This window comes from Gorillibacterium sp. sgz306347 (assembly GCF_059735245.1).
In genome coordinates this window covers 142,857-160,935 of sequence record NZ_JCAPET010000004.1, presented here as the reverse complement: position 1 = coordinate 160,935, position 18,079 = coordinate 142,857, and the positions used below count along the sequence as shown (strand labels likewise).

The following is an 18,079-nucleotide window of genomic DNA, read 5'->3' as shown; positions in this document are numbered from 1 at the left end:
CGTTAGCCACCCATGCCCTGGCGGGCACCACAGACTATGACGTTGCGTTTTTTTCAGGGTAGAAAAAGAAACACGGGCGTTTTTGCCAAATAAGCCCTGTCACAACCGTTAGCTGTCCACGCGCTGATGCGGGTGCCACAATTAGTGAATAGAGACCCGCTTTCGTTCAGGGTAGAAAAGAGCCTGCCGGATTGAAAGGCCCGACGACCGACGTCTGGCTGCGTTAGTTCAAAGTAGAGGCAAAGAAGATCGCACGAGAAGTTATGGGAATCCATCATCCAGAGCAGCCGAATTGCCGTTGTACCCGCCCCCGAATTCTTACAGCGCGACGCAAACAGGGAGATGGGCGTAGGAAGCGAGGAGCAATCTTGCGGTTATTCTTGACCCAAACTTCTACACGTTGTAGAATAAACATAAACTACACGGTGTAGAAAAATGAAAGGAGAGGTCCCATGGCCCCATTCCAGAAAATGTCGGAGGCGGAAGCGGAGGTTATGCAGATCATTTGGGCCGCAGGGCGCCCGGTTACCTCTACGGAGGTTTTGCAGGAGCTGAACAAGCAAAAAGCCTGGAAGCCGACTACGGTGCTTACCTTTTTGGCCCGTCTGGCTGAGAAAGGGATTGTGAAGGCGGATAAGCGGAAGAAGATGAACCTGTATTCGCCTGCGGTAACGGCGGAAGAGTACAAAAGCATGGAGTCCCGGTCTTTTCTCAATGAGGTGCACAACGGGTCTGTCAAGGAATTTATGGCGGCCCTTTATAACGGCAACGATCTCAGTCCCAAGGAGATCGACGAATTGAGGAACTGGTTCTCCCGGTTGGGAGGCGCGGACGATGACGGCAGCCATTAGCAAGCAGATTCTGGTTCTTTCCCTGACCGGCGGAGGAATGTTCCTGCTCCTGCTGGCGCTGGCCCCCTGGACGGGAAAACGGATGTCCGCTACTTGGCATTACCGGAGCCGCCTTCTGGTTCTCCTGTTCCTGCTTCTGCCGGCAGGAGGCATCGGTGCGGACGGGTACGACCGTTACGCCGCAGACACGCACAAGACAGCGGAGGCCAACCCTGCCTACGTTCTGTACGGTTCGACAGGCGCGGAGACAGGATCGACGACAGCCGGAGGGACCGCCGCCGATTTTTACGTCAGTAAAGGGGGCGGCACCCCACACCAGGCCGACCCGGCGCCGCACGACAAGAGCAGGCCGTCCCTGACCGTTCCGGCTTCCGCGCTTCACTGGGTTGCGGCCGTTTGGTTTATGGGCGCTGCCGCTGTGCTCCTGACGAAAAGCATCCGGTACGCGCGGTTCCGGGGGCGCCTGAGGCGAACAAGCCTGCCGCTTGAAGCCGGGGAGGCGTATGAAATGATGCAAGCCTTCAAAGCCGAAATGGGCTTGCGCCGGAAAGTGGCGCTTTACTCAAACGATTCGGTTCATACGCCCTTTGTGACCGGCTTTTTCTCTCCCTGCCTGATTCTGCCCGAACAAGAGCTGAACAAGCGGGAGCTTGGCTTCATCCTCCGCCATGAACTTATTCATTGCAAAAGCAGGCATATGTGGGTGAAAGGCGCGGCCATTCTGGTCAAGGCGGTGCATTGGTTCAATCCGCTTGTCTACTTTTTTGCGGCGGACCTGGACCGGCACATGGAAATGGCCTGCGACGAGCAGGTTGTCCGCGGACTCGATCTGAGCGAACGGCGGTTCTACGGCGAAACCATTTTGGGGGTTCTTGCCCGGGAAACGGGGAAAACCGTCGGGTTTTCCGCTACCTTTTGCGACAGGAAAAACGATGTGAAGAGGAGATTGCTGTCGATGCTTCATACCAAACGCACCACCAAAAAAATGCGGACGGCTGGAGCAGCTTTTGTGGCGTTGATAGCGGGAGCGGGGGTTTGGACCGGCTCGGCGGCTAACGCGAAGATTGCTTCCCTTGCTCCTCAGAAGATGGAGACCTCCGCCTTCACGGAGCCTTATGCGGCTTCGGTTCCGTCGAGGCAAATCACGGCTGCCGCAAACGGCGCGGCACCGGGGATTTCCACCGCCTCCGCCAGTGAAAAAGGCGGCAATGCGGAGGAGACGACGGTTGATAAATACTTAGGCGGGCCGGATGAAGTAGGGCAAATAGCCGCCGGATTGTCAGCTGGGGTATATGTTCCCTTTCGGCAGGGCGGCAAGGAGATGGGCGCTCAGCTGGAATTCGATTACCGCTATCAAGTGAAAGACCCCAAAAGTCTGACGGTTGGCGAAAGGGGAGCGATCCTCGATACGTATCTGCAGGGTTTGAAGACGATAATGGAAACCAAAACGCCTGAACAGTTAAGTTCGGAAAAGATTGTCGGGCAGCTGGAAGCCGATTTTTCCCGTTATCTGGAGGAACACCGCGATTCGCGGCTCGCGTTTGTGTTCGACGGCATCCGCAGCTACAAAATCGAGCGGGAAGGGAAGCTTCATTCCTTGTACAGCGCGCCTCAATACACTCCCGGCCCGGAACCGGAGCCCCCGGGGCTGAGAATCGACAAAACGATCGCGCAAATCAGCGACGCGGAGCTGTACCGCGCGTTAAAAAAAGCTGGCTTTGGGTATGAAGAAACGGTTATCATCGAGGCAAAGGACGGCCGTTTTACCTACCGCGGATCGGAGACGTTTCCGCTCAGCAGCGGCTGCTCCTCGGCGGGAAGCCCCTATTTTGCCAAGGTATTTGCCCGTAACGCGCTTCTGGACATCCGGGATTATCAATCCCTGCAGGAGGAACGGGACAGCGTCGATGCCATTGTGCTTGAAGCGCTGAAGCGAGGGCCGAATGACGAAGCGGAAAAAATAGCCGGCGGCATTGCCGCGGAGCTGGGGCGCAAATTCGGTGTTTCCCCCGAAACCTTTTTGGTCGAGATCAGCAAAAGGTAAGGAAACGAGTGAAGCCGACCGGGAAAGACTGGCCGGGAGGTAAGGGATGAGGAGGCGCTGCGCATGATTTTGGTAAGCTCCTGTCTGGCGGGACTGGAATGCCGGTATGACGCCAGGCATAACCGGGTTCCGGCGCTACAGGAGATGGTCGAAGCCGGGGAGGCCGCGATGCTTTGCCCCGAGGTGCTGGCCGGTCTCCCGACGCCGCGTGAGCCCGCCGAAATTGTCGGCGGTACGGGGGAAGATGTGCTGGCGGGCAGAGCCCGCGTGATCGACAAATCGGGCAAAGATGTGACAGAGGCTTTTGTCGAGGGCGCGCGCCGGGCGCTGGAAACGGTGCGGGGGATGAACGGAACGGCCGTCGTGCTGAAGGAAAACAGCCCCTCCTGCGGCAGTGCCATGATTTACGACGGCACCTTCACCGGGCGGAAAATCCCGGGTGAAGGGGTGACGGCGGCTCTTTTTCGCCGCGAAGGCATCCGGGTGATGTCGGAAAAGGACTTTTTCGGTCAACTGCGCAGCCTGTGCGATTGAACAGGCGGGGCATCGGGTGGCCGTCGGAAAAGCCGGACCGGCTTCCCGGGCCGTTCCGCCAACAGCCGGTGCGCGCTGTTTCTGACTGGCTAAAAGAAACCGCAAAGGAGAGGAAGCCATGTTTCGGGAAATGCGCCGAAAAGACAGGCAGCTGCCGCCGGAGGAAAGCCGGCAACTTCTCGCCGACGGCGAGTACGGTTACTTATCCACGTACGGTACGGACGGATATCCTTACATAACGCCGGTCAACTACGTTCTCGACGGAGACCGGCTGTATTTTCATTCCGCGCCCGAGGGGCATAAGCTGGACAATATTGAAGCCTGCGCCAAGGTTTCGTTCTGCGTCACAAGCGGCGTCGAGCTTCAGCCGGAATCGTTCAGCACCAACTACCGCAGCGTGATCGTCTTCGGGATCGCTTCCGAGGCGTCGGGGGAGGACAAGCAGAAGGCGCTGCTTGCGTTCATCTCCAAATTTTCTCCCGCCTTCCGGGAGAAAGGCGAGCAGTACGTCCGCCGCGCCGGGCATGCCGCCAAGGTAATGAAAATCCGGATCGAGCATATGACGGGAAAAGCGCGGATGCAGTAAACGGGCTGTCCGGGCCGTAAAGAACAGAGGACAAATCAAAAGGGCATGGACCGATTGGCGGTCCATCTCTCAGGCTGTCGAGAAAGGCACGGCAGTCATTTATTGTGCAAAAGGGCAGCGGGCGCGAATTTCCCATTAACCGGAGGGTTTCTTGCTTGCAGCGTGAAAGACAGGAAGTACAAAAAAGCAACTAATCTGAGCATTTCCGACTATTATCGACCGATTAGATGCAAAAAAGCAATTATTTCTCCGTTTTTCTTCGAATACCGTTTGTTTAGTCGGGTTTAAGTGCGTGTAGGGAATTATTTCGCGATCGGAGCAGGACACCATCGAAAATAAGTGTCGCTGTGCACCTATTTGCCTTTTTTCCTGGCTTCGTTGGCATGGCCCGCCATAAGCAGAGAGAAAGGAAGGGAGAACGAGGCAAACAGGCAGGCGCTGACGGTAGCCGGACAGAACAGGAAGAAGATGGCGGCCCGACAGGATCGCTGAGATAGACGGAGTAAGTAACCCCTGTGCGGAGCCGGTGTTTGCGGGCGAGTAACAATCCGGGGCCGACGCCGTCATCCTTTCCTCGCGCTATGGCAGGAGCAAGCTAATCGCGGCCAAGCTGAAAGCCTCCATGTTGTTTACGAGCGGCGTTTACCTGCTTGCGGTTCTATCCTACAGCCTGATCATGCTTGCGGTGGTCGGCTTCCGCGGGGGGCAAACGAGCTTGCAGATCCTGAGCTTGCTTTCCCCTTATCCGCTGACGATTTTGCAGGTGTACCTGGTTAGCGTTTTGCTCGGGTACCTGGCCTGTATCATGATAACGGCCATCTCTTTGTTCCTTTCGTCCCGGTTGAAATCTTCTTTTCTGGTCATCGTCTGTGCCAGCGCGCTCTTGTTTGCGCCGCTATTCCTTCCGACAAGCAAGGGCAGCCGGCTTTTCAACAACCTGGTTCATTTGCTCCCCGGCCATTTGCTGGACGGCTACTCCGCCCTCTCGCGTTACGAGCTGTATCGCCCCTTCGGTTTGCCCGTGCCGGAGCCGCTGATGATGACGGCCGTGATGCTGGTGGCAACGCTGGCCGCCCTGCCTCTCGCTTACCGCAGCTTTAAAAACCATCAGGTGCTCTGATTTGGCGGCCGCGCTTTCCGCAGAAGGCGCGGCCGTTTTTTTACAGCGGTATCTTGACAAACGCCACCCATAATATCATAATGACATTATAAATGAGGGGGGTCGCACATGAGCGCAAAAGAAGGCTATTCCGCCGCCAATTACCGCACGCCGGACGGCGCGCCGGCCGATATCGTGGTGTTCACCATTACATCGGAGCCGCGGCCGACCGCAAACAAATCCCTGCCCAAGCGGGAACTGTGCGTGCTGCTTATCCGCCGCAAAGGCTGGCCCTTCGAAGGCGCCTGGGCGCTGCCGGGCGGTTTCTCCAAAGAGACGGAATCGATGTATGAAACGGCGCGGCGGGAGCTTCAGGAGGAAACCGGGCTGGACGGAATCCGCATGGACTATCTGAATGTATACAGCGCTCCCGGACGCGATCCGCGGGGCTGGATCATTTCGCATGCCTTTTGCTCGCTCGTCAACGAGAAATACCTGCAAAACCGCAAAGCGGCGACGGACGCCTCGGACGTGGGTTTGTTCCCCGTGGAGGAAGCGCTGACCTGCATGGAGCTTGCGTTCGACCACAAAGAGATCATTGCGGACGCCTTGGCTTCGATCCGGGAGCGGATGCTGAGCACAACCATTGCCAAGGAATTTTTGCCGGAGGAATTTACTCTGGGACAGCTTCGCCAGGTGATCCGCACGGTGGTGCCTGACTTTGAGGAAGACAATTTCATTCGCAAAATGAAAAAGACGCAGCGCCGGCAGGACATCCTGGAGGAGGTGCGCGACGGGAAAGGCGAGCTGAAGCTCTCCGACGAGTTTTCCCAACGCGCCGCCCAGCTGTACCGGTTTACCGGCCATGAGCCGAAGCTGTCGATTTACGGCTGATTCTTTTTTTAAAGCTTGATAATGTCGATATGATAGTGTAGGAGGGATTCACTTGAACGCCAAAACAGTCACATCCATCGGCGCGGTCCTTGCGTTTTGCGCTGTCGCCTATTTCACCTCCAGCACCTGGCTGGAGATTGTCGCTTCGGCCACGGGTCTGATCAGCGTCTGGCTGGCTGCGAAGGAAAGCATCTGGACTTATCTGATCGGCTTTGTGAATATCGCCGCCTTTGCCTGGATTTTTTACGAAGTCCGGCTGTATGCGGATCTGACGCTGCAAATCGTCTTTTTCGCGCTCAGCGTGTACGGCTTGGCTGTCTGGCTGACCAAACGGGAGGGTCGGAAGGTCCGGCCCACTTCAAGGCTTGGAAAGCCTGGCTGGCTTGGGATGCTGGCGGCTGTCCCTCTCTTCTCGCTTGCTTGGGGGTATGGCCTCGGCGTCTACACCGATGCTTCTATTCCCTACCTGGACGCTTTTGTAGCCACGCTCAGTATGGCCGCCCAGTTTCTTCTCTCCCGCAAGGTTATGGAGAACTGGTATCTTTGGATAACGGTTGACGTTCTTTCCGTCGGCATGTACTGGTACAAGGATCTGCATATGATGTCGCTGACCTACTTTGTCTTCCTGCTCATCTGTCTGTCGGGCTGGTGGAACTGGCGCAAAAATCTGCAGGCGGCGGAGCGAGCGCCGCAGGGCCCGGCGCTCCGTACGGCTGAGGCGGAAGGGAGGGGCCGCGTATGACGGCAAAAGGAACCGTCGGGCTGACGCTCGGCAAATTCGCCCCGTTTCATAAGGGCCACGAGCTGATGATTCGGCAGGCGCTGACCGAGACGGAGCATGTGATCGCGGTTATTTACGACTGCCCGGCTACAACCCCGATTCCCTTGTCGGTCCGCGCGGGCTGGATTCGCGCCCTGTACCCGGAGGTGGAAGTGATCGAAGCGTGGGACGGTCCGGAGGAGATGGGCGACACGCCGGAAATCAAACGGGTACAGGAAAAGTACATCCTGGGGCTCCTTGGCGGACGCCGGGTCACGCATTTTTACTCCAGCGAGTTTTACGGGGAGCACATGAGTGCCGCGCTTGGGGCGGTCAACCGCCAGGTCGATCCGAAACGGGCGCTGGTGCCGGTTTCCGGCACGGCGGTGCGCGCCGAGCCGTGGAAGCACCGGGCCTTTGTCGACCCGCTCGTGTATCGCGATCTGGTCGTGAAGGCGGTTTTCCTCGGCGCCCCGTCTACCGGAAAATCGACCATAGCAGAAGCTTTGGCCAAGGCATACGGCACCGCGGCCATGCCGGAGTACGGGCGGGAATATTGGGAAGCCCATCAGATCGACCGCAGGCTGACCCTGGAGGAGCTGGTCGAAATCGCCGAAGGGCATCTGGAACGGGAGGACGCCCTCACCCTGGAAGCAAGCGGGGTGCTGTTTGTGGATACCAATGCGATTACGACGTACATGTTTTCCCGGTCCTATCACGGGAAAGCCCACCCCCGGCTGGGGGAATTGGCCCGCCGGGCGGAGACCCGCTACGATCTTGTGTTTGTTTGCGGGGACGACATCCCGTACGACGATACGTGGGACCGGTCGGGCGAAGCGAACCGGACCGTATTCCAAAAGCAGATTCTGGCCGATTTGCGCGAGCGCCGCGTGCCGTTTATTCCTTTAACGGGAACGCTTGCGGAGCGGATGGAGAAAGTGCAGGCGATTCTTTCGCGGTACCGGAAATTCGGAAGTCCCGGCGAATTGCTCTAACGTTCAGGCGGGCGGATAAGCATAGCGGGATAGTATGGTTTTTGCCGGAACAAGGCAAGCTAACGGCATCGGTTTCTGCAAGCTTCAGGAAGGCGGTGTTCCATGGCAATTAAGAAGAAGCGCGACCTGGCGGCGCTGGCCTCCATTCCGCTCATCATGACGCTGGCGAACTCCATGCTCATCCCCGTGCTTCCGTTGATGGAAAAACGGCTCGGCATCAGCCCGGTGCAATCGAGTCTGATCATTACGGTATACGCCGCGGTTTCGATTGTCTGCATTCCGGTGGCGGGGTACCTCTCCGACCGGCTGGGCCGCAAAAAGATCATTTTGGTCGGCCTTGCGCTTGTCGCCGCAGGGGGGGTAGTTTCCGGGCTTTCCGCCTGGCTCCTCCGGCAATTCACCGCTTACGCGTGCATTCTGGCCGGCCGGTTCATTCAAGGCATCGGCGCGGCGGGGGCGTTTCCGATCGTGCTGCCGCTTGTCGGAGACATGTTTAAACGCGAAGAAGAGGTCAGCAGCGGGCTTGGCATGATTGAAACCTCCAACACGTTCGGCAAGGTGGTCAGTCCGATTCTCGGCTCCGCGCTTGCGGCGGCCCTCTGGTTTTTGCCGCTCGCCATCATCCCGGCCCTTGCGGCGGTTTCGATAATCGGGGTGGCTGCATGGGTAAAAGCGCCAAAGCAGGAAAAGAAAGACCGGTCCTTCAAGACGTTCATGAGCGGCATTCAGGAGATTCTCCGGGAAAAGGGCCGGTGGCTGTACGCCATCTTTGCGATCGGCGGCATCGTGATGTATGTAATGTTCGGGGTTTTGTATTACCTGTCGTCCGTGTTGGAAACGCGCTACCAAACCGACGGCATTCGCAAGGGGCTGCTGCTGGCCATCCCGCTCGGCGCGATCTGCCTGAGTTCTTTTCTGACGGGCAAGTTTGTGGGCGAGAACAAGATGAAGATGAAATGGTGCACGGTGACCGGAATGACGCTTTTAACCGCCGCCATGGGAGTAATAACGTTTGCGGGCCTGCGCGGCCTGACGGCCCTGCTAACCCTGACGTCCGCCGGCGGGGCGGGCATCGGCCTTGCGCTGCCCAGCCTGGACTCGCTGATTACAAGCGGCATCGGCAAAAAGCACCGGGGCACGATCACCTCCCTGTACAGCAGCATGCGGTTTATCGGCGTCGCCGCCGGTCCGCTGCTTACCTCGTTCATGCTGGGCCGGGAAAAGCTGCTGTTCGGCGTTTTTTCGGGCGTCGGACTCCTCTGCCTCGGGCTTGCCTGGCTGGCAATCTACCCGAAACGAATCCGGGCCAAGCAGCCCCGGCCGAAATTTACGTGACGGCGGCTGCCGCTCGAAACGGGCGTTCTTTCCGGATATCGGGTACAATAAAAAGGGTTCGCCATCTGGTGGCGGGCCCTTGTTTGCGTCGGATCTGGAAGGAAACCGGCGGAAAAGAACGGCGGGAGGGGACAGCGATGGGGAGCATAAAACTGGACCGGGTGGAGCGGCATATCCTGATCTGCAACGGCGGAAGCTGCCTCAAAAACCGGGGCGAAGAGGTGGCGAAGGCCATCCGTGAGGAAATCAAGGAGCAGGATGCAAAAGCAGAGCTTCACACCACGAGGACGCTGTGCAACGGACGCTGCAAGGACGCCTGCGTCGTGATTGTTTATCCGGACGGCGACTGGTACGGCGGCATGACGCCGAAAGCGGGGCGCAAGCTGGTTCGCCGCCTTGTCAAAGGCGAGGTTCTGGAGGACCGCTTGCTTTACCGGATTCCCGGAGGGAGAAGCAAAAAGCGGTAGAGCGGAGGCGCTGCGGCATAAGCGGGGGATCGGGGGCCGTACGGACCGGTGAGCAGAAGGTTTCCGGCATAAGCGGGAAATCTGGCCCTGTGGCGACCGGTGCGCAGAAGGTTTCCGGCAGGCGCCGGAAGGAGCGCCTGCTTGTGATTATAGAGCGTTCCGGCATTGGCGGGGCGTTTCGAAAAAGCTTTTTGGCGAAGGGGGTTCTGTTCTTCTGCCGGAAGGCTTTTTGCCGTTTTTATCCCGGTTGACAGAAGCGCGGAAGCAGCGTATTCTTATCAAATAGTAAAAATTACGATATAGGAGGTTTGGAAATGGCCAAAAAATCAAAAGTGGTCCGGCAGCGGCAGCGAGAGGAAATGGTGCGGAAATACGCGGAGATTCGCCGGGAACTGAAGGAAAAGGGCGATTACGAGGCGCTCGGCAGGCTGCCCCGCGATTCGTCTCCGACCCGGCTCGTCAACCGCTGCCAAATGACCGGAAGGCCGAGGGGATACTTGCGGAAATTTCAAGTATCCCGCATCAAATTCCGGGAACTGGCGCACAAAGGGCAAATTCCCGGCGTGAAAAAAGCGAGCTGGTAAACAGCGGCGCCCTGCCTGCGTCGTGAAAATATAGAGCTGCCTAAACGGATCGGCACATTGATTCCTTCTCATAGAAAGGAGGTCCGGCTATGCGCGTAATCGTAACCTTGGCCTGCACCGAGTGCGGGGACCGGAATTACACCACGACCAAGAACAAACGAAATCATCCGGAACGGATGGAGCTCCGCAAATACTGCCCGCGGCTCAAAAAGCACACCCTGCACCGCGAAACCCGCTGATCCTTCCGTTTGGGCAGAGAAGTGCGGGACGGAATAAGAGAATTACGTGGGCCTGTTAAAGCCACCCGGCATGCCGTTCACTCCTCGATCCGCTTCACGTTCGGACTTCCCTTTTTCTTGGTCAAATAGGCTCTGTCATAACCGTTAAATAAAAAGGGCGCCTTTTTGGCCAAATAAGCTCTTCTGCAATCGTTAGCCCCCTCCGGAACGGGTATAGATAGCTATCAAACCCGGAGGAGCTGACGAATGAGACGGTACCGATTTGAAACGGTGTGGCTGTTTGAAGCGGAGCCGGAGCGTCTGTGGGAGCTGCTGGGCCAGGTGGAGCGGCTGGACGGCTGGAAGGGCGTTACGCTGGTCAAAATCAAAGAATGCCGGCCGGACGGAGCCGGGGACGAATATGATGCGATTTTTCGCACCAAGCTGTTTTACCGGCTGCGCTTTACCTCCCGGGTCGTCCGCAGGCAGAGGCCGTCGGTTATCGAATTTACCGCCTCAGGCGAACTGGAGGGCTCGGGCACATGCCGCCTGAGCCGGAAAGGAGCGCACACGCTGCTGACGTGCCGGTGGGAGGTGCGGACGAACAAGCGCTGGATGAACGCGCTCGCTCCGCTGCTGCGGCCTGCCTACGCGTGGAACCACAACCGGATGATGGCGGAAGGCGCGAAGGCGGTTTCCAGGATGCTGGGGGGAGAACGGCCGTCCGGAGCGCCGCAGAGCGGCCCGGCGCCTGCCCGGGAGTAAGTTGGCAAAGCTGGCGGCAAGAAAGGCCCCCCCGGAGAGGGGGAAAGTGGCCGACGCACGGAAGAAGGCGCAGGAATAACGCGAGAGGCAGGACGGCGGCGGGCAATCAATCCGAGGCATCCGGTTTTCCGAAGGAAGGGGCTGCGGGCCCTGTGCGCAAGGCTCCAACTTTTTCCGCCGCCGCGCCGTCTGTTTCATGGGGGCATTTGGCAGAGGAGTGAAAGTCTTCTGCTCCCGGTCCATCCATTTTTCGAGACAAGGAGCGAACCTCATGAAAAAAAGACGTCTGCTCGCCGCCGCAATCCTGATCGGCTTATCCCTAACCGCGGCAGATCCGGGAACTCCCGCGGCGCAAGCCGCCGCCGCCAAAGAGCATTTGACCCTTTCGGCTAACGTGACCTATTACGGTCAGGTGCAGGACGGCAAGCCGCACGGAAAAGGCACCATGAGCTGGTACGGCAAAAAAACCTACTCCGGCGATTGGACGAACGGCGTACGGAACGGGTTTGGCAAATACGTCAGCCGGGACACCCGGGGGGGCGAGACCGTCACCATCGTCTATACGGGAACCTGGAAGGATGACGCCAAAGCGGAAGGCGTGATGACCCAACAAACGGTGGCGGAGGACGGAACGCTGGTCGCGAACGCCATCCGGACCGGCATGTTTGCGGGCGACCGGCTGTCGGCGGGCTATACCGTGGTGCACGCGGTGTCCGATCCGCCGTTCCGTTTTTCCTACGTGGACCGGAGTACGTTCCTGGAGCTGTATGATACGAACGGCGGCTTGACCGAGCGGTGGAAAAAAGCCCAGATCCCGATTCTGGAGTACCGCAAAGGGAAGACGGCTATCCGGTATTCCTTTCTTGAATTCGACGGGACCGAAGGGCAGAAGCTCCGCAAAAAAACAGTGGAGCAGCTCGCGCGGGCACAGGCCGAGACGGCCTCGCATCTCCAAACGTTCGAGCGGCTCGCCAGGCAAGTCCCGCTGAACGAATAACCCGCCGGTTTACAAAACCTTCACCCTGCGATGACGGCCGGATAACAAAGCGCTGCTAGAGTTAGAGACAGCGTTTGACAACCGGGCATCAGGGTACGAGACTGGGAGAATACCCTTTTATTCAGCTTACGAGTCGCCAGCTTTGGCGATTGCTTGTAGGCGGAATAAAGGGTATTTTTTGTTTTTTTACAAGGTCTCGAGGTTCGCACCCGCTGCCGCCGTTGTCACTCGATCCTGAAAGGAGTGAAGAGACGAATGAAACGGTTTACCCGATTTTTGCCGGCATTCCTGCTGCTTGTCCTGTTGAGCGGCCTGCTGCCTCCCGGAGCTTTGCAGCCCAGGGCCCACGCAGCCGAGGACGGCCGGGCGGCCATGACGGGCGTCCGCACCGCGACGCCTCCCGTAATTGACGGCGAGCTGGAGGAAACATTCTGGAGCATTGACCGGCCGCTGAAAGCCGCCGGCGGAGCGGAAGCCGGGGAGCCCTCCGCTTTCGGCTTGCTCTGGGACGATACGTACCTGTATGTCGGCGTGAAGGTAACGGACACGACCCCGGTCGCGGGCGCGGGCGGGTACTGGTTTGACCAGGACAGCGTCAACCTGTTCTTCGACCCGACGCTCCATCAATCCGCGCCGTTCCGCGCCGGGGACATGCAGGCGGGCTTCGTGTTCCGTCCCGATTCGGCCACGCCGGAATTTCATTTCGGTGCGGCGCTTAACAACCACACCGGCAAGGACGAGACGGCGATTCTCCGGGCAATCGCCAAAACCGGCGACGGATGGGCGCTGGAAGCGGCCATTCCGTGGGAAGCGCTCGGCTTCGACCCGAGGCTGGCGAAGGAGTTCGGGCTGGAGGTCGGCGTGACCGACCGGTACGGCGCGGGGACGTCCGAGCAGCGTACCGCTTACTGGAGCGCCTATAACAGCTCGTCCTTCTGGAACGATACGACAGGCTACGGCAAAGTAACGTTAAGCGGCGAGAATCCCGTGAGCGGCGCAGTGAATCCCGTGCTTTTCGAGGAGGATTTTGAAGCCGCCGCGCCCGGCAGCCTGCCGTACGGATGGCTGTCCGACGTGAACGCGGGAAGCGAAGCGTTTACCGTAACGGAAAATACATACGGCAACCGTGCGCTGACCTTTACCGGAAAAGCCGCCGGCAAGCAGGGCCGGGTGACGGCGCCCGTCCAGTGGGACGATTACATCGTGGAGGCGGACCTGACGTTTCACGAGGTGCTGAACGCCGCGCGCTGGGCTTCCCTGATGTTCCATGTCCCTTCCGAGGGCAAAGCGCCGTACAACCAGATGGCGATTCGTCAGAACGGAACCTATGAAGCGGCTTACCGCAAGCCGGACGGTTCCTGGCTGGTGCCGGTAACCGGGACCTGGGGGAAAACTCTAGAGCTGAATAAGCCTTATACATTAAGAGCTCGTGTAGTCGGAACCAACATCAAAGAGTACATCAAAGGACCGGATGACGGCGGATTCACGCTGCTAGCGGATGCGGAGCTTCCGGCCGGGGCGTTCCTGCCGCGCGGCAAGGTCGGCTTCCAGGCCGATCAAAGCACCGTCTCCTTCGATAACCTGAAGGTTACGCGCGTTACGGCGGATCGCCTGGACCTTTCCGCTCCGGCGTCTGTGCAGGCCCTGAGCGGCCCGGTCAGCGTGACCGCCAGCGTGTATTATTCGGACGGAATGACCGAGCCGGCCGCTGCGAGCCGCTTGAAGCTGTATTCGTCCGACGAAAACGTGCTGCGGGTGGCGGATGGCCGCGTCCACCCGATCCGCGAAGGAAACGCCGAGCTTACCGCCGTCTATGCCAATGCGCGGACGACCGTTTCCGTGAGCGTTACGCCGTCCGCCGAGGGAGCCAAGGCCATCGGGCTGAAGCATGAGCCGGGGTATGTGCTGGCTGTGGCCGGCGCACCGCTTCCGCTTTCGGACATCGGGCTGACGGCCGATTGGAGCGATTTTACCAGCGGTCCGCTAGCCGGAGACCAAGCTGCATGGACCGCGGACAGCAGCGGGATTTCCGTTCAGGACGGTGCGATTCTCGCCGCAGCGCGGGGTGTCTATAAGCTGAAGGCGCAAAAGGATGACGCCGAAGCAGCCGTTCTCCTTGTTGTGAAAGCACCGGGAGACGACCGCTATGTGCTGTACGAGGAAAACTTCGACGCGGTTCCGGAAGGAACGCTGCCGGAGGGCTGGAAGCGGGCGGAAGGCTCCACTGCGGCAGCGGCCGCCGTCACAAACGGCGCCTTCGAGCTGAACGCTTCGGCTTCGCCGGACAACCCGTCCCGCGTTTTGCTGCCCGATTATCTGAGCCTGTTCGGCGATTACTCCATCGAAGCGGATGTCACCCATCTGTCCGCGAACGACGGCGCAAGATGGAATTCGATCATGTACCGGATTCAAAACGGCAATTATCCCTATTATCAAATGGCGGTGCGCCAAAACGCCACGGCCGTGAACGGCGTCGAATTCGCCGAACGGACGCCGGCCAATGCGTGGAAGGTGATGGAAACCGCTTCTTATGACGAGGCCATTGATCCGGGCAAGCTGTACCATTACACCGTGCACGCGGTCGGAAGCCGGGTGCAGCAGTGGATCGGCGGCAAGCTGCTCACGGATACCGATTCGGCGGGCGGCTACCTGAAGGGCGGCATCGGGCTTCAGGCGAACGGCAGCCGGATGAAGGTCGACAACCTGCGGGTAACGCTGAGGGAAGAACCGCTTCCGCCGATGCCAGCAGACCGCTTCGTCAAGACGGTCAAGCCTGAAACCGGCATCGCGCTCGCCCCGGCGGTCATCACCGAATGGACGGGCGCCGGCGCTTATGCGGCTTTGAAGGAAACGGAACGGCCGTCCACGATTATTTTGCGGCTCGGCCGCGGATTGCAGGTGCACGGTCCGGCCGGAACGGAGCCGGTCGCGCTGGCCGACGCGCTCGCCGCTTTGCAGAACGGCAGCATGCCCGCTTTTTATGTAACGGACGAGGAAACCGCCGATCAGCTGACCGGCTTTCTGCAAAGCGAAGGGCTGGAGGACGTGTTCGTGGCCTCCGACAACGGCGAATTGGTCAAGCGGATGCGCACGGCTTTTCCGATGGCGCGGGGCATCGTCGACTTCTCCTCGGCCGGCGAGCTGACGGAGGAGGCGCTGCTCGACATCCGCCGGAAAACAACCGCCAGTCTGGCCAAAATCGCCATCCTGCCGGCTTCCGCGGCGACCCGCGAAAAGACGGCCTACCTGCAGCAGCGTATGATCGTGGTCTGGACCCGGGAAAGCGCCCCGGCGGCGGGCGACTCCGCTGCCATGCACCGGATGATCGCTACCGGCACGAACGGGATTATCACCGGTGCGCCGGCCGCCGCTTTTGAAGCGTATCGCGTGTATTCGCACGGCATCACGCTGATCCGCAAGCCCTACATCATCGCCCACCGCGGCATACCGACGCAGGCGCCGGAGAACACGCTGGAGGGCAACCGGCTGGCGCTCGATTACGGAGCGGACTTTATTGAAAACGACATGTACCTGACCAAAGACGGGTATCTGGTTATCATTCACGATTCGGTGCTGGAGAACACAACAAACGGCTTCGGGAAAGTAGAGGATTTTACGCTGGAGGAACTGAAGCAGTTGAACGCCAACAAACCGTATCCCGAGGGCTACCCGGATGTACGGATTCCGACGTTCAATGAGCAGATCGAGCTGGCGCAGGAGCGCAACGCCATGCTGATGGCGGAGATCAAAACCGGCACGGCCGCGGCGGTGGACGCGTATGCCGCCGTGCTCAAGAGCATGGGCGCGGATGCGATCGTGGACACGATGTCGTTTATTCCCGACCAGCTCAAACGCTTTTCGGGCCTGATGCCCGAAAGTCCGGTCGGGCTTTTGGTCAACAGCATCACGTCCAGCGAGGACAACCCGAACAAGTCCGTTCGGGACGCGCTGCGGCAAATTCAAGGCCTGAACGCGACGTTTAACGTCGGGTATTACGGCATCGGCGAGAACTTCCTGGAGGCGGCCCACCAGCGGGGCATCATTGTCTCGCCGTGGACGATCAACAACAAAGCCGATTTTATGAAGCTGTACGGCATGGGCGTCTATGCGCTGACCACCGACTATGCGAACTGGCCGGCCGAATGGACGGCTTCGCTTGCCGCAGCGAAAGACCGCTATACGCTTGCTCCGGGCGAAAGCGCCGAGCTGACGGCGGTGGCGGCAACGCACAAAGGCGAGGAAACCGTTGTCCAGCCCGAGCTGGTCTGGCTGACGGGGCAGGAGCTGGTCACGACGGACGGCGCCAAAATCACCGCTGTTTCCGGCAAGACGGGCACGGCCCAGGTTCTGCTGCGCTATACGGCTTCAATGGATGAAGCGGGCAAGTACGACCTTTACACCGCGCCGGTGACCATTAAAGTCAAAGCGGCGTCCGGCGGGGAGACTCCTGGCGGAGAAAACCCTGGCGGGGAGACCCCGGGCGGTGGCGGCGGAGGTGGAACGCCGGGCGGAAGCGACGGCGGCGGAACGCCGGGCGGAGGGTCCGGCAATCCCGGCGTTACGCCCGGCCCGACCGCCCCGCCTGCACCAGCCGGCAGCCTGACCGCCGAGAACGGCACGGTTGATGCGGCTGCGCTGAAGCAATCCCTTGCGGCGCATTCCGAGGTGCAAATCGTCTTCACCGGCAGCAGCCTCGCGATTCCGGTCTCTGCTCTGCTGGAGGCGGCCGGAAAGCCGGATGCCGCAATTGCGGCTTCGGGCGAAGCCGGGACCTACCGGCTTGCCCTGGCCGGCCTCCGGCCGGACGCTTTGGCCGCCCGGCTGAACGTCTCTGCGCAAGACTTGACGCTTCGCATTACCATCCGCGAAGCCAGCGCGGAGGAAACGGCGCGCGTTTCCTCCGCCGTCCGCGCCGAGGGTGCGCAAGCCGTGGGCAAACCGGTTGCTTTTGAAGCGGTCGCGGCAGCCGCGGATGGCCGGACGGTCTCCGTATCGTCCGGGCTGTCGGCCTACCAAGACGGCAAATGGACCGTCGGCGGCGCCGTCGCCCCGAGGAATGCAACCGTTGTTCGCATTGACCCGGTAACGGGGGAGCTGCGCTTCGTTCCCGCCGTCTTCCGGAGCGAAAACGGAACGACGACGGTGACGGCGAAGCACCGCGAAACAGGCCTGTTCGCCGTCTTGACCCGGAGCGTCCAATTTGACGACATGCGCAACCATTGGGCAGCCGATTACGCCGGCCTGCTGGCCAACAAAGGCGTGCTTTCCGGCGCAGGCCGGAACCGCTTTGAAGGCGGACGCCCCGTGACCCGCGCGGAATTTGCCGCGATGCTGGCAAACGCGCTCGATCTGCCCGCGTCACCCGCCGCAAGCGGCGCTGGACGTTTCTCCGACATCGCCTCCGCCGCCTGGTACTCCGGCGCTGTTGCGGCTGCGGCAGACGCCGGGCTGGTCAGCGGCTATGAGGACGGCCGCTTCCGCCCGGGCAAGGAAATCAGCCGCGCGGAAATGACCGTCATGCTGATGAAGGCGCTCGCCTATGCCGGCTTCGAGCCGGCGGCCGGCGGTCCCGCGCCGGATGCGGCCGCCAAGTTCCGCGATGCGGCGGCGATTCCCGCCTGGGCCAAAGAGGCCTTTTCATCCGCGCTTGGCCTCGGGCTTCTGTCCGGCATGTCGGCCGATGTGCTGGGACCGGAGCAAATCGCCACCCGCGCCCAATCGGCCGTCATTCTCACCAAGCTGCTGCGGACGGCCGAATTGATCGACTGATCTCCGCGCGCCAAAAGCCCGCAGGGGACCTCTGCAAATGCCGGCTCTTCCGGGTTTTCCGGGAGAGCCGGTTTTCCAGGGGAGCGTTAACACTCTTCTAATGATTCTCTGCTAGGGTAAAAGGGAAATGTTTCCGCGATGGGCCATGCCCGCTACTTGCACCGACAACGGAGGGATAACA

General features: G+C 60.0%; 15 protein-coding genes. All 15 read left to right on the top strand.

Features of this window, described 5'->3' with window-relative positions:
* Positions 1-452: 452 nt before the first annotated feature.
* Entirely contained in the window at positions 453-851 is a 399-nt protein-coding gene (locus AC6I6H_RS04345) for a BlaI/MecI/CopY family transcriptional regulator (protein ID WP_497951840.1), read from the top strand.
* Positions 835-2,895: a M56 family metallopeptidase gene (locus tag AC6I6H_RS04340; RefSeq protein WP_497951834.1), complete on the top strand. Its 2,061-nt coding sequence runs from the start codon at positions 835-837 to the stop codon at positions 2,893-2,895. Before AC6I6H_RS04345 ends, AC6I6H_RS04340 begins: the two co-directional genes overlap by 17 nt.
* A 63-nt stretch (positions 2,896-2,958) precedes the next feature.
* Positions 2,959-3,429: a 2-thiouracil desulfurase family protein gene (locus AC6I6H_RS04335; protein WP_497951828.1), complete on the top strand. Its 471-nt coding sequence runs from the start codon at positions 2,959-2,961 to the stop codon at positions 3,427-3,429.
* A gap of 118 nt (positions 3,430-3,547) precedes the next feature.
* Positions 3,548-4,015 (top strand): pyridoxamine 5'-phosphate oxidase family protein, encoded by a 468-nt coding sequence (locus tag AC6I6H_RS04330; RefSeq protein WP_497951822.1) that lies wholly within the window; start codon positions 3,548-3,550, stop codon positions 4,013-4,015.
* Positions 4,016-4,637: 622 nt separating this feature from the next.
* The gene (locus tag AC6I6H_RS04325) at positions 4,638-5,135 is read left to right on the top strand and encodes a hypothetical protein (RefSeq protein WP_497951817.1); all 498 of its coding nucleotides are present in this window, start codon (positions 4,638-4,640) and stop codon (positions 5,133-5,135) included.
* A 108-nt stretch (positions 5,136-5,243) separates the two neighbouring features.
* On the top strand, positions 5,244-6,008 hold the full coding sequence (locus AC6I6H_RS04320) for an NUDIX domain-containing protein (protein WP_497951812.1): 765 nt from the start codon (positions 5,244-5,246) through the stop codon (positions 6,006-6,008).
* Between the two features lie 52 nt (positions 6,009-6,060).
* Positions 6,061-6,750, top strand: coding sequence for a nicotinamide riboside transporter PnuC (pnuC, locus tag AC6I6H_RS04315; protein WP_497951807.1), 690 nt, complete (start codon positions 6,061-6,063; stop codon positions 6,748-6,750).
* A complete protein-coding gene (locus tag AC6I6H_RS04310; RefSeq protein ID WP_497951803.1) occupies positions 6,747-7,763 on the top strand; it encodes an AAA family ATPase in 1,017 nt (338 codons plus the stop codon). Before pnuC ends, AC6I6H_RS04310 begins: the two co-directional genes overlap by 4 nt.
* A gap of 102 nt (positions 7,764-7,865) precedes the next feature.
* Entirely contained in the window at positions 7,866-9,098 is a 1,233-nt protein-coding gene (locus AC6I6H_RS04305) for an MFS transporter (protein ID WP_497951799.1), read from the top strand.
* A 137-nt stretch (positions 9,099-9,235) separates the two neighbouring features.
* Positions 9,236-9,565, top strand: a complete 330-nt coding sequence (locus AC6I6H_RS04300; protein WP_497951795.1) for a (2Fe-2S) ferredoxin domain-containing protein — start codon at positions 9,236-9,238, stop codon at positions 9,563-9,565.
* Between the two features lie 314 nt (positions 9,566-9,879).
* A complete protein-coding gene (gene rpsN / locus AC6I6H_RS04295) occupies positions 9,880-10,149 on the top strand; it encodes a 30S ribosomal protein S14 (RefSeq protein ID WP_497951791.1) in 270 nt (89 codons plus the stop codon).
* 89 nt (positions 10,150-10,238) lie between these two features.
* Positions 10,239-10,388: a 50S ribosomal protein L33 gene (rpmG, locus tag AC6I6H_RS04290; protein WP_497951788.1), complete on the top strand. Its 150-nt coding sequence runs from the start codon at positions 10,239-10,241 to the stop codon at positions 10,386-10,388.
* Between the two features lie 246 nt (positions 10,389-10,634).
* On the top strand, positions 10,635-11,132 hold the full coding sequence (locus tag AC6I6H_RS04285; protein WP_497951785.1) for an SRPBCC family protein: 498 nt from the start codon (positions 10,635-10,637) through the stop codon (positions 11,130-11,132).
* A gap of 271 nt (positions 11,133-11,403) precedes the next feature.
* Positions 11,404-12,129, top strand: a complete 726-nt coding sequence (locus AC6I6H_RS04280; RefSeq protein ID WP_497951781.1) for a hypothetical protein — start codon at positions 11,404-11,406, stop codon at positions 12,127-12,129.
* A gap of 255 nt (positions 12,130-12,384) precedes the next feature.
* Complete coding sequence (locus AC6I6H_RS04275; RefSeq protein ID WP_497951778.1) at positions 12,385-17,898, top strand: glycerophosphodiester phosphodiesterase family protein; 5,514 nt, start codon at positions 12,385-12,387, stop codon at positions 17,896-17,898.
* Positions 17,899-18,079: the final 181 nt, after the last annotated feature.

Excerpts from the sequence above, each read along its gene's own strand:
- AC6I6H_RS04345 (WP_497951840.1), top strand. The coding sequence starts at position 453 with ATGGCCCCATTCCAGAAAATGTCGGAGGCGGAAGCGGAGGTTATGCAG.
- AC6I6H_RS04340 (WP_497951834.1), top strand. The coding sequence starts at position 835 with ATGACGGCAGCCATTAGCAAGCAGATTCTGGTTCTTTCCCTGACCGGC.
- AC6I6H_RS04335 (WP_497951828.1), top strand. The coding sequence starts at position 2,959 with ATGATTTTGGTAAGCTCCTGTCTGGCGGGACTGGAATGCCGGTATGAC.
- AC6I6H_RS04330 (WP_497951822.1), top strand. The coding sequence starts at position 3,548 with ATGTTTCGGGAAATGCGCCGAAAAGACAGGCAGCTGCCGCCGGAGGAA.
- AC6I6H_RS04325 (WP_497951817.1), top strand. The coding sequence starts at position 4,638 with ATGTTGTTTACGAGCGGCGTTTACCTGCTTGCGGTTCTATCCTACAGC.
- AC6I6H_RS04320 (WP_497951812.1), top strand. The coding sequence starts at position 5,244 with ATGAGCGCAAAAGAAGGCTATTCCGCCGCCAATTACCGCACGCCGGAC.
- AC6I6H_RS04310 (WP_497951803.1), top strand. The coding sequence starts at position 6,747 with ATGACGGCAAAAGGAACCGTCGGGCTGACGCTCGGCAAATTCGCCCCG.
- AC6I6H_RS04305 (WP_497951799.1), top strand. The coding sequence starts at position 7,866 with ATGGCAATTAAGAAGAAGCGCGACCTGGCGGCGCTGGCCTCCATTCCG.
- AC6I6H_RS04300 (WP_497951795.1), top strand. The coding sequence starts at position 9,236 with ATGGGGAGCATAAAACTGGACCGGGTGGAGCGGCATATCCTGATCTGC.
- rpsN (WP_497951791.1), top strand. The coding sequence starts at position 9,880 with ATGGCCAAAAAATCAAAAGTGGTCCGGCAGCGGCAGCGAGAGGAAATG.
- rpmG (WP_497951788.1), top strand. The coding sequence starts at position 10,239 with ATGCGCGTAATCGTAACCTTGGCCTGCACCGAGTGCGGGGACCGGAAT.
- AC6I6H_RS04285 (WP_497951785.1), top strand. The coding sequence starts at position 10,635 with ATGAGACGGTACCGATTTGAAACGGTGTGGCTGTTTGAAGCGGAGCCG.
- AC6I6H_RS04280 (WP_497951781.1), top strand. The coding sequence starts at position 11,404 with ATGAAAAAAAGACGTCTGCTCGCCGCCGCAATCCTGATCGGCTTATCC.
- AC6I6H_RS04275 (WP_497951778.1), top strand. The coding sequence starts at position 12,385 with ATGAAACGGTTTACCCGATTTTTGCCGGCATTCCTGCTGCTTGTCCTG.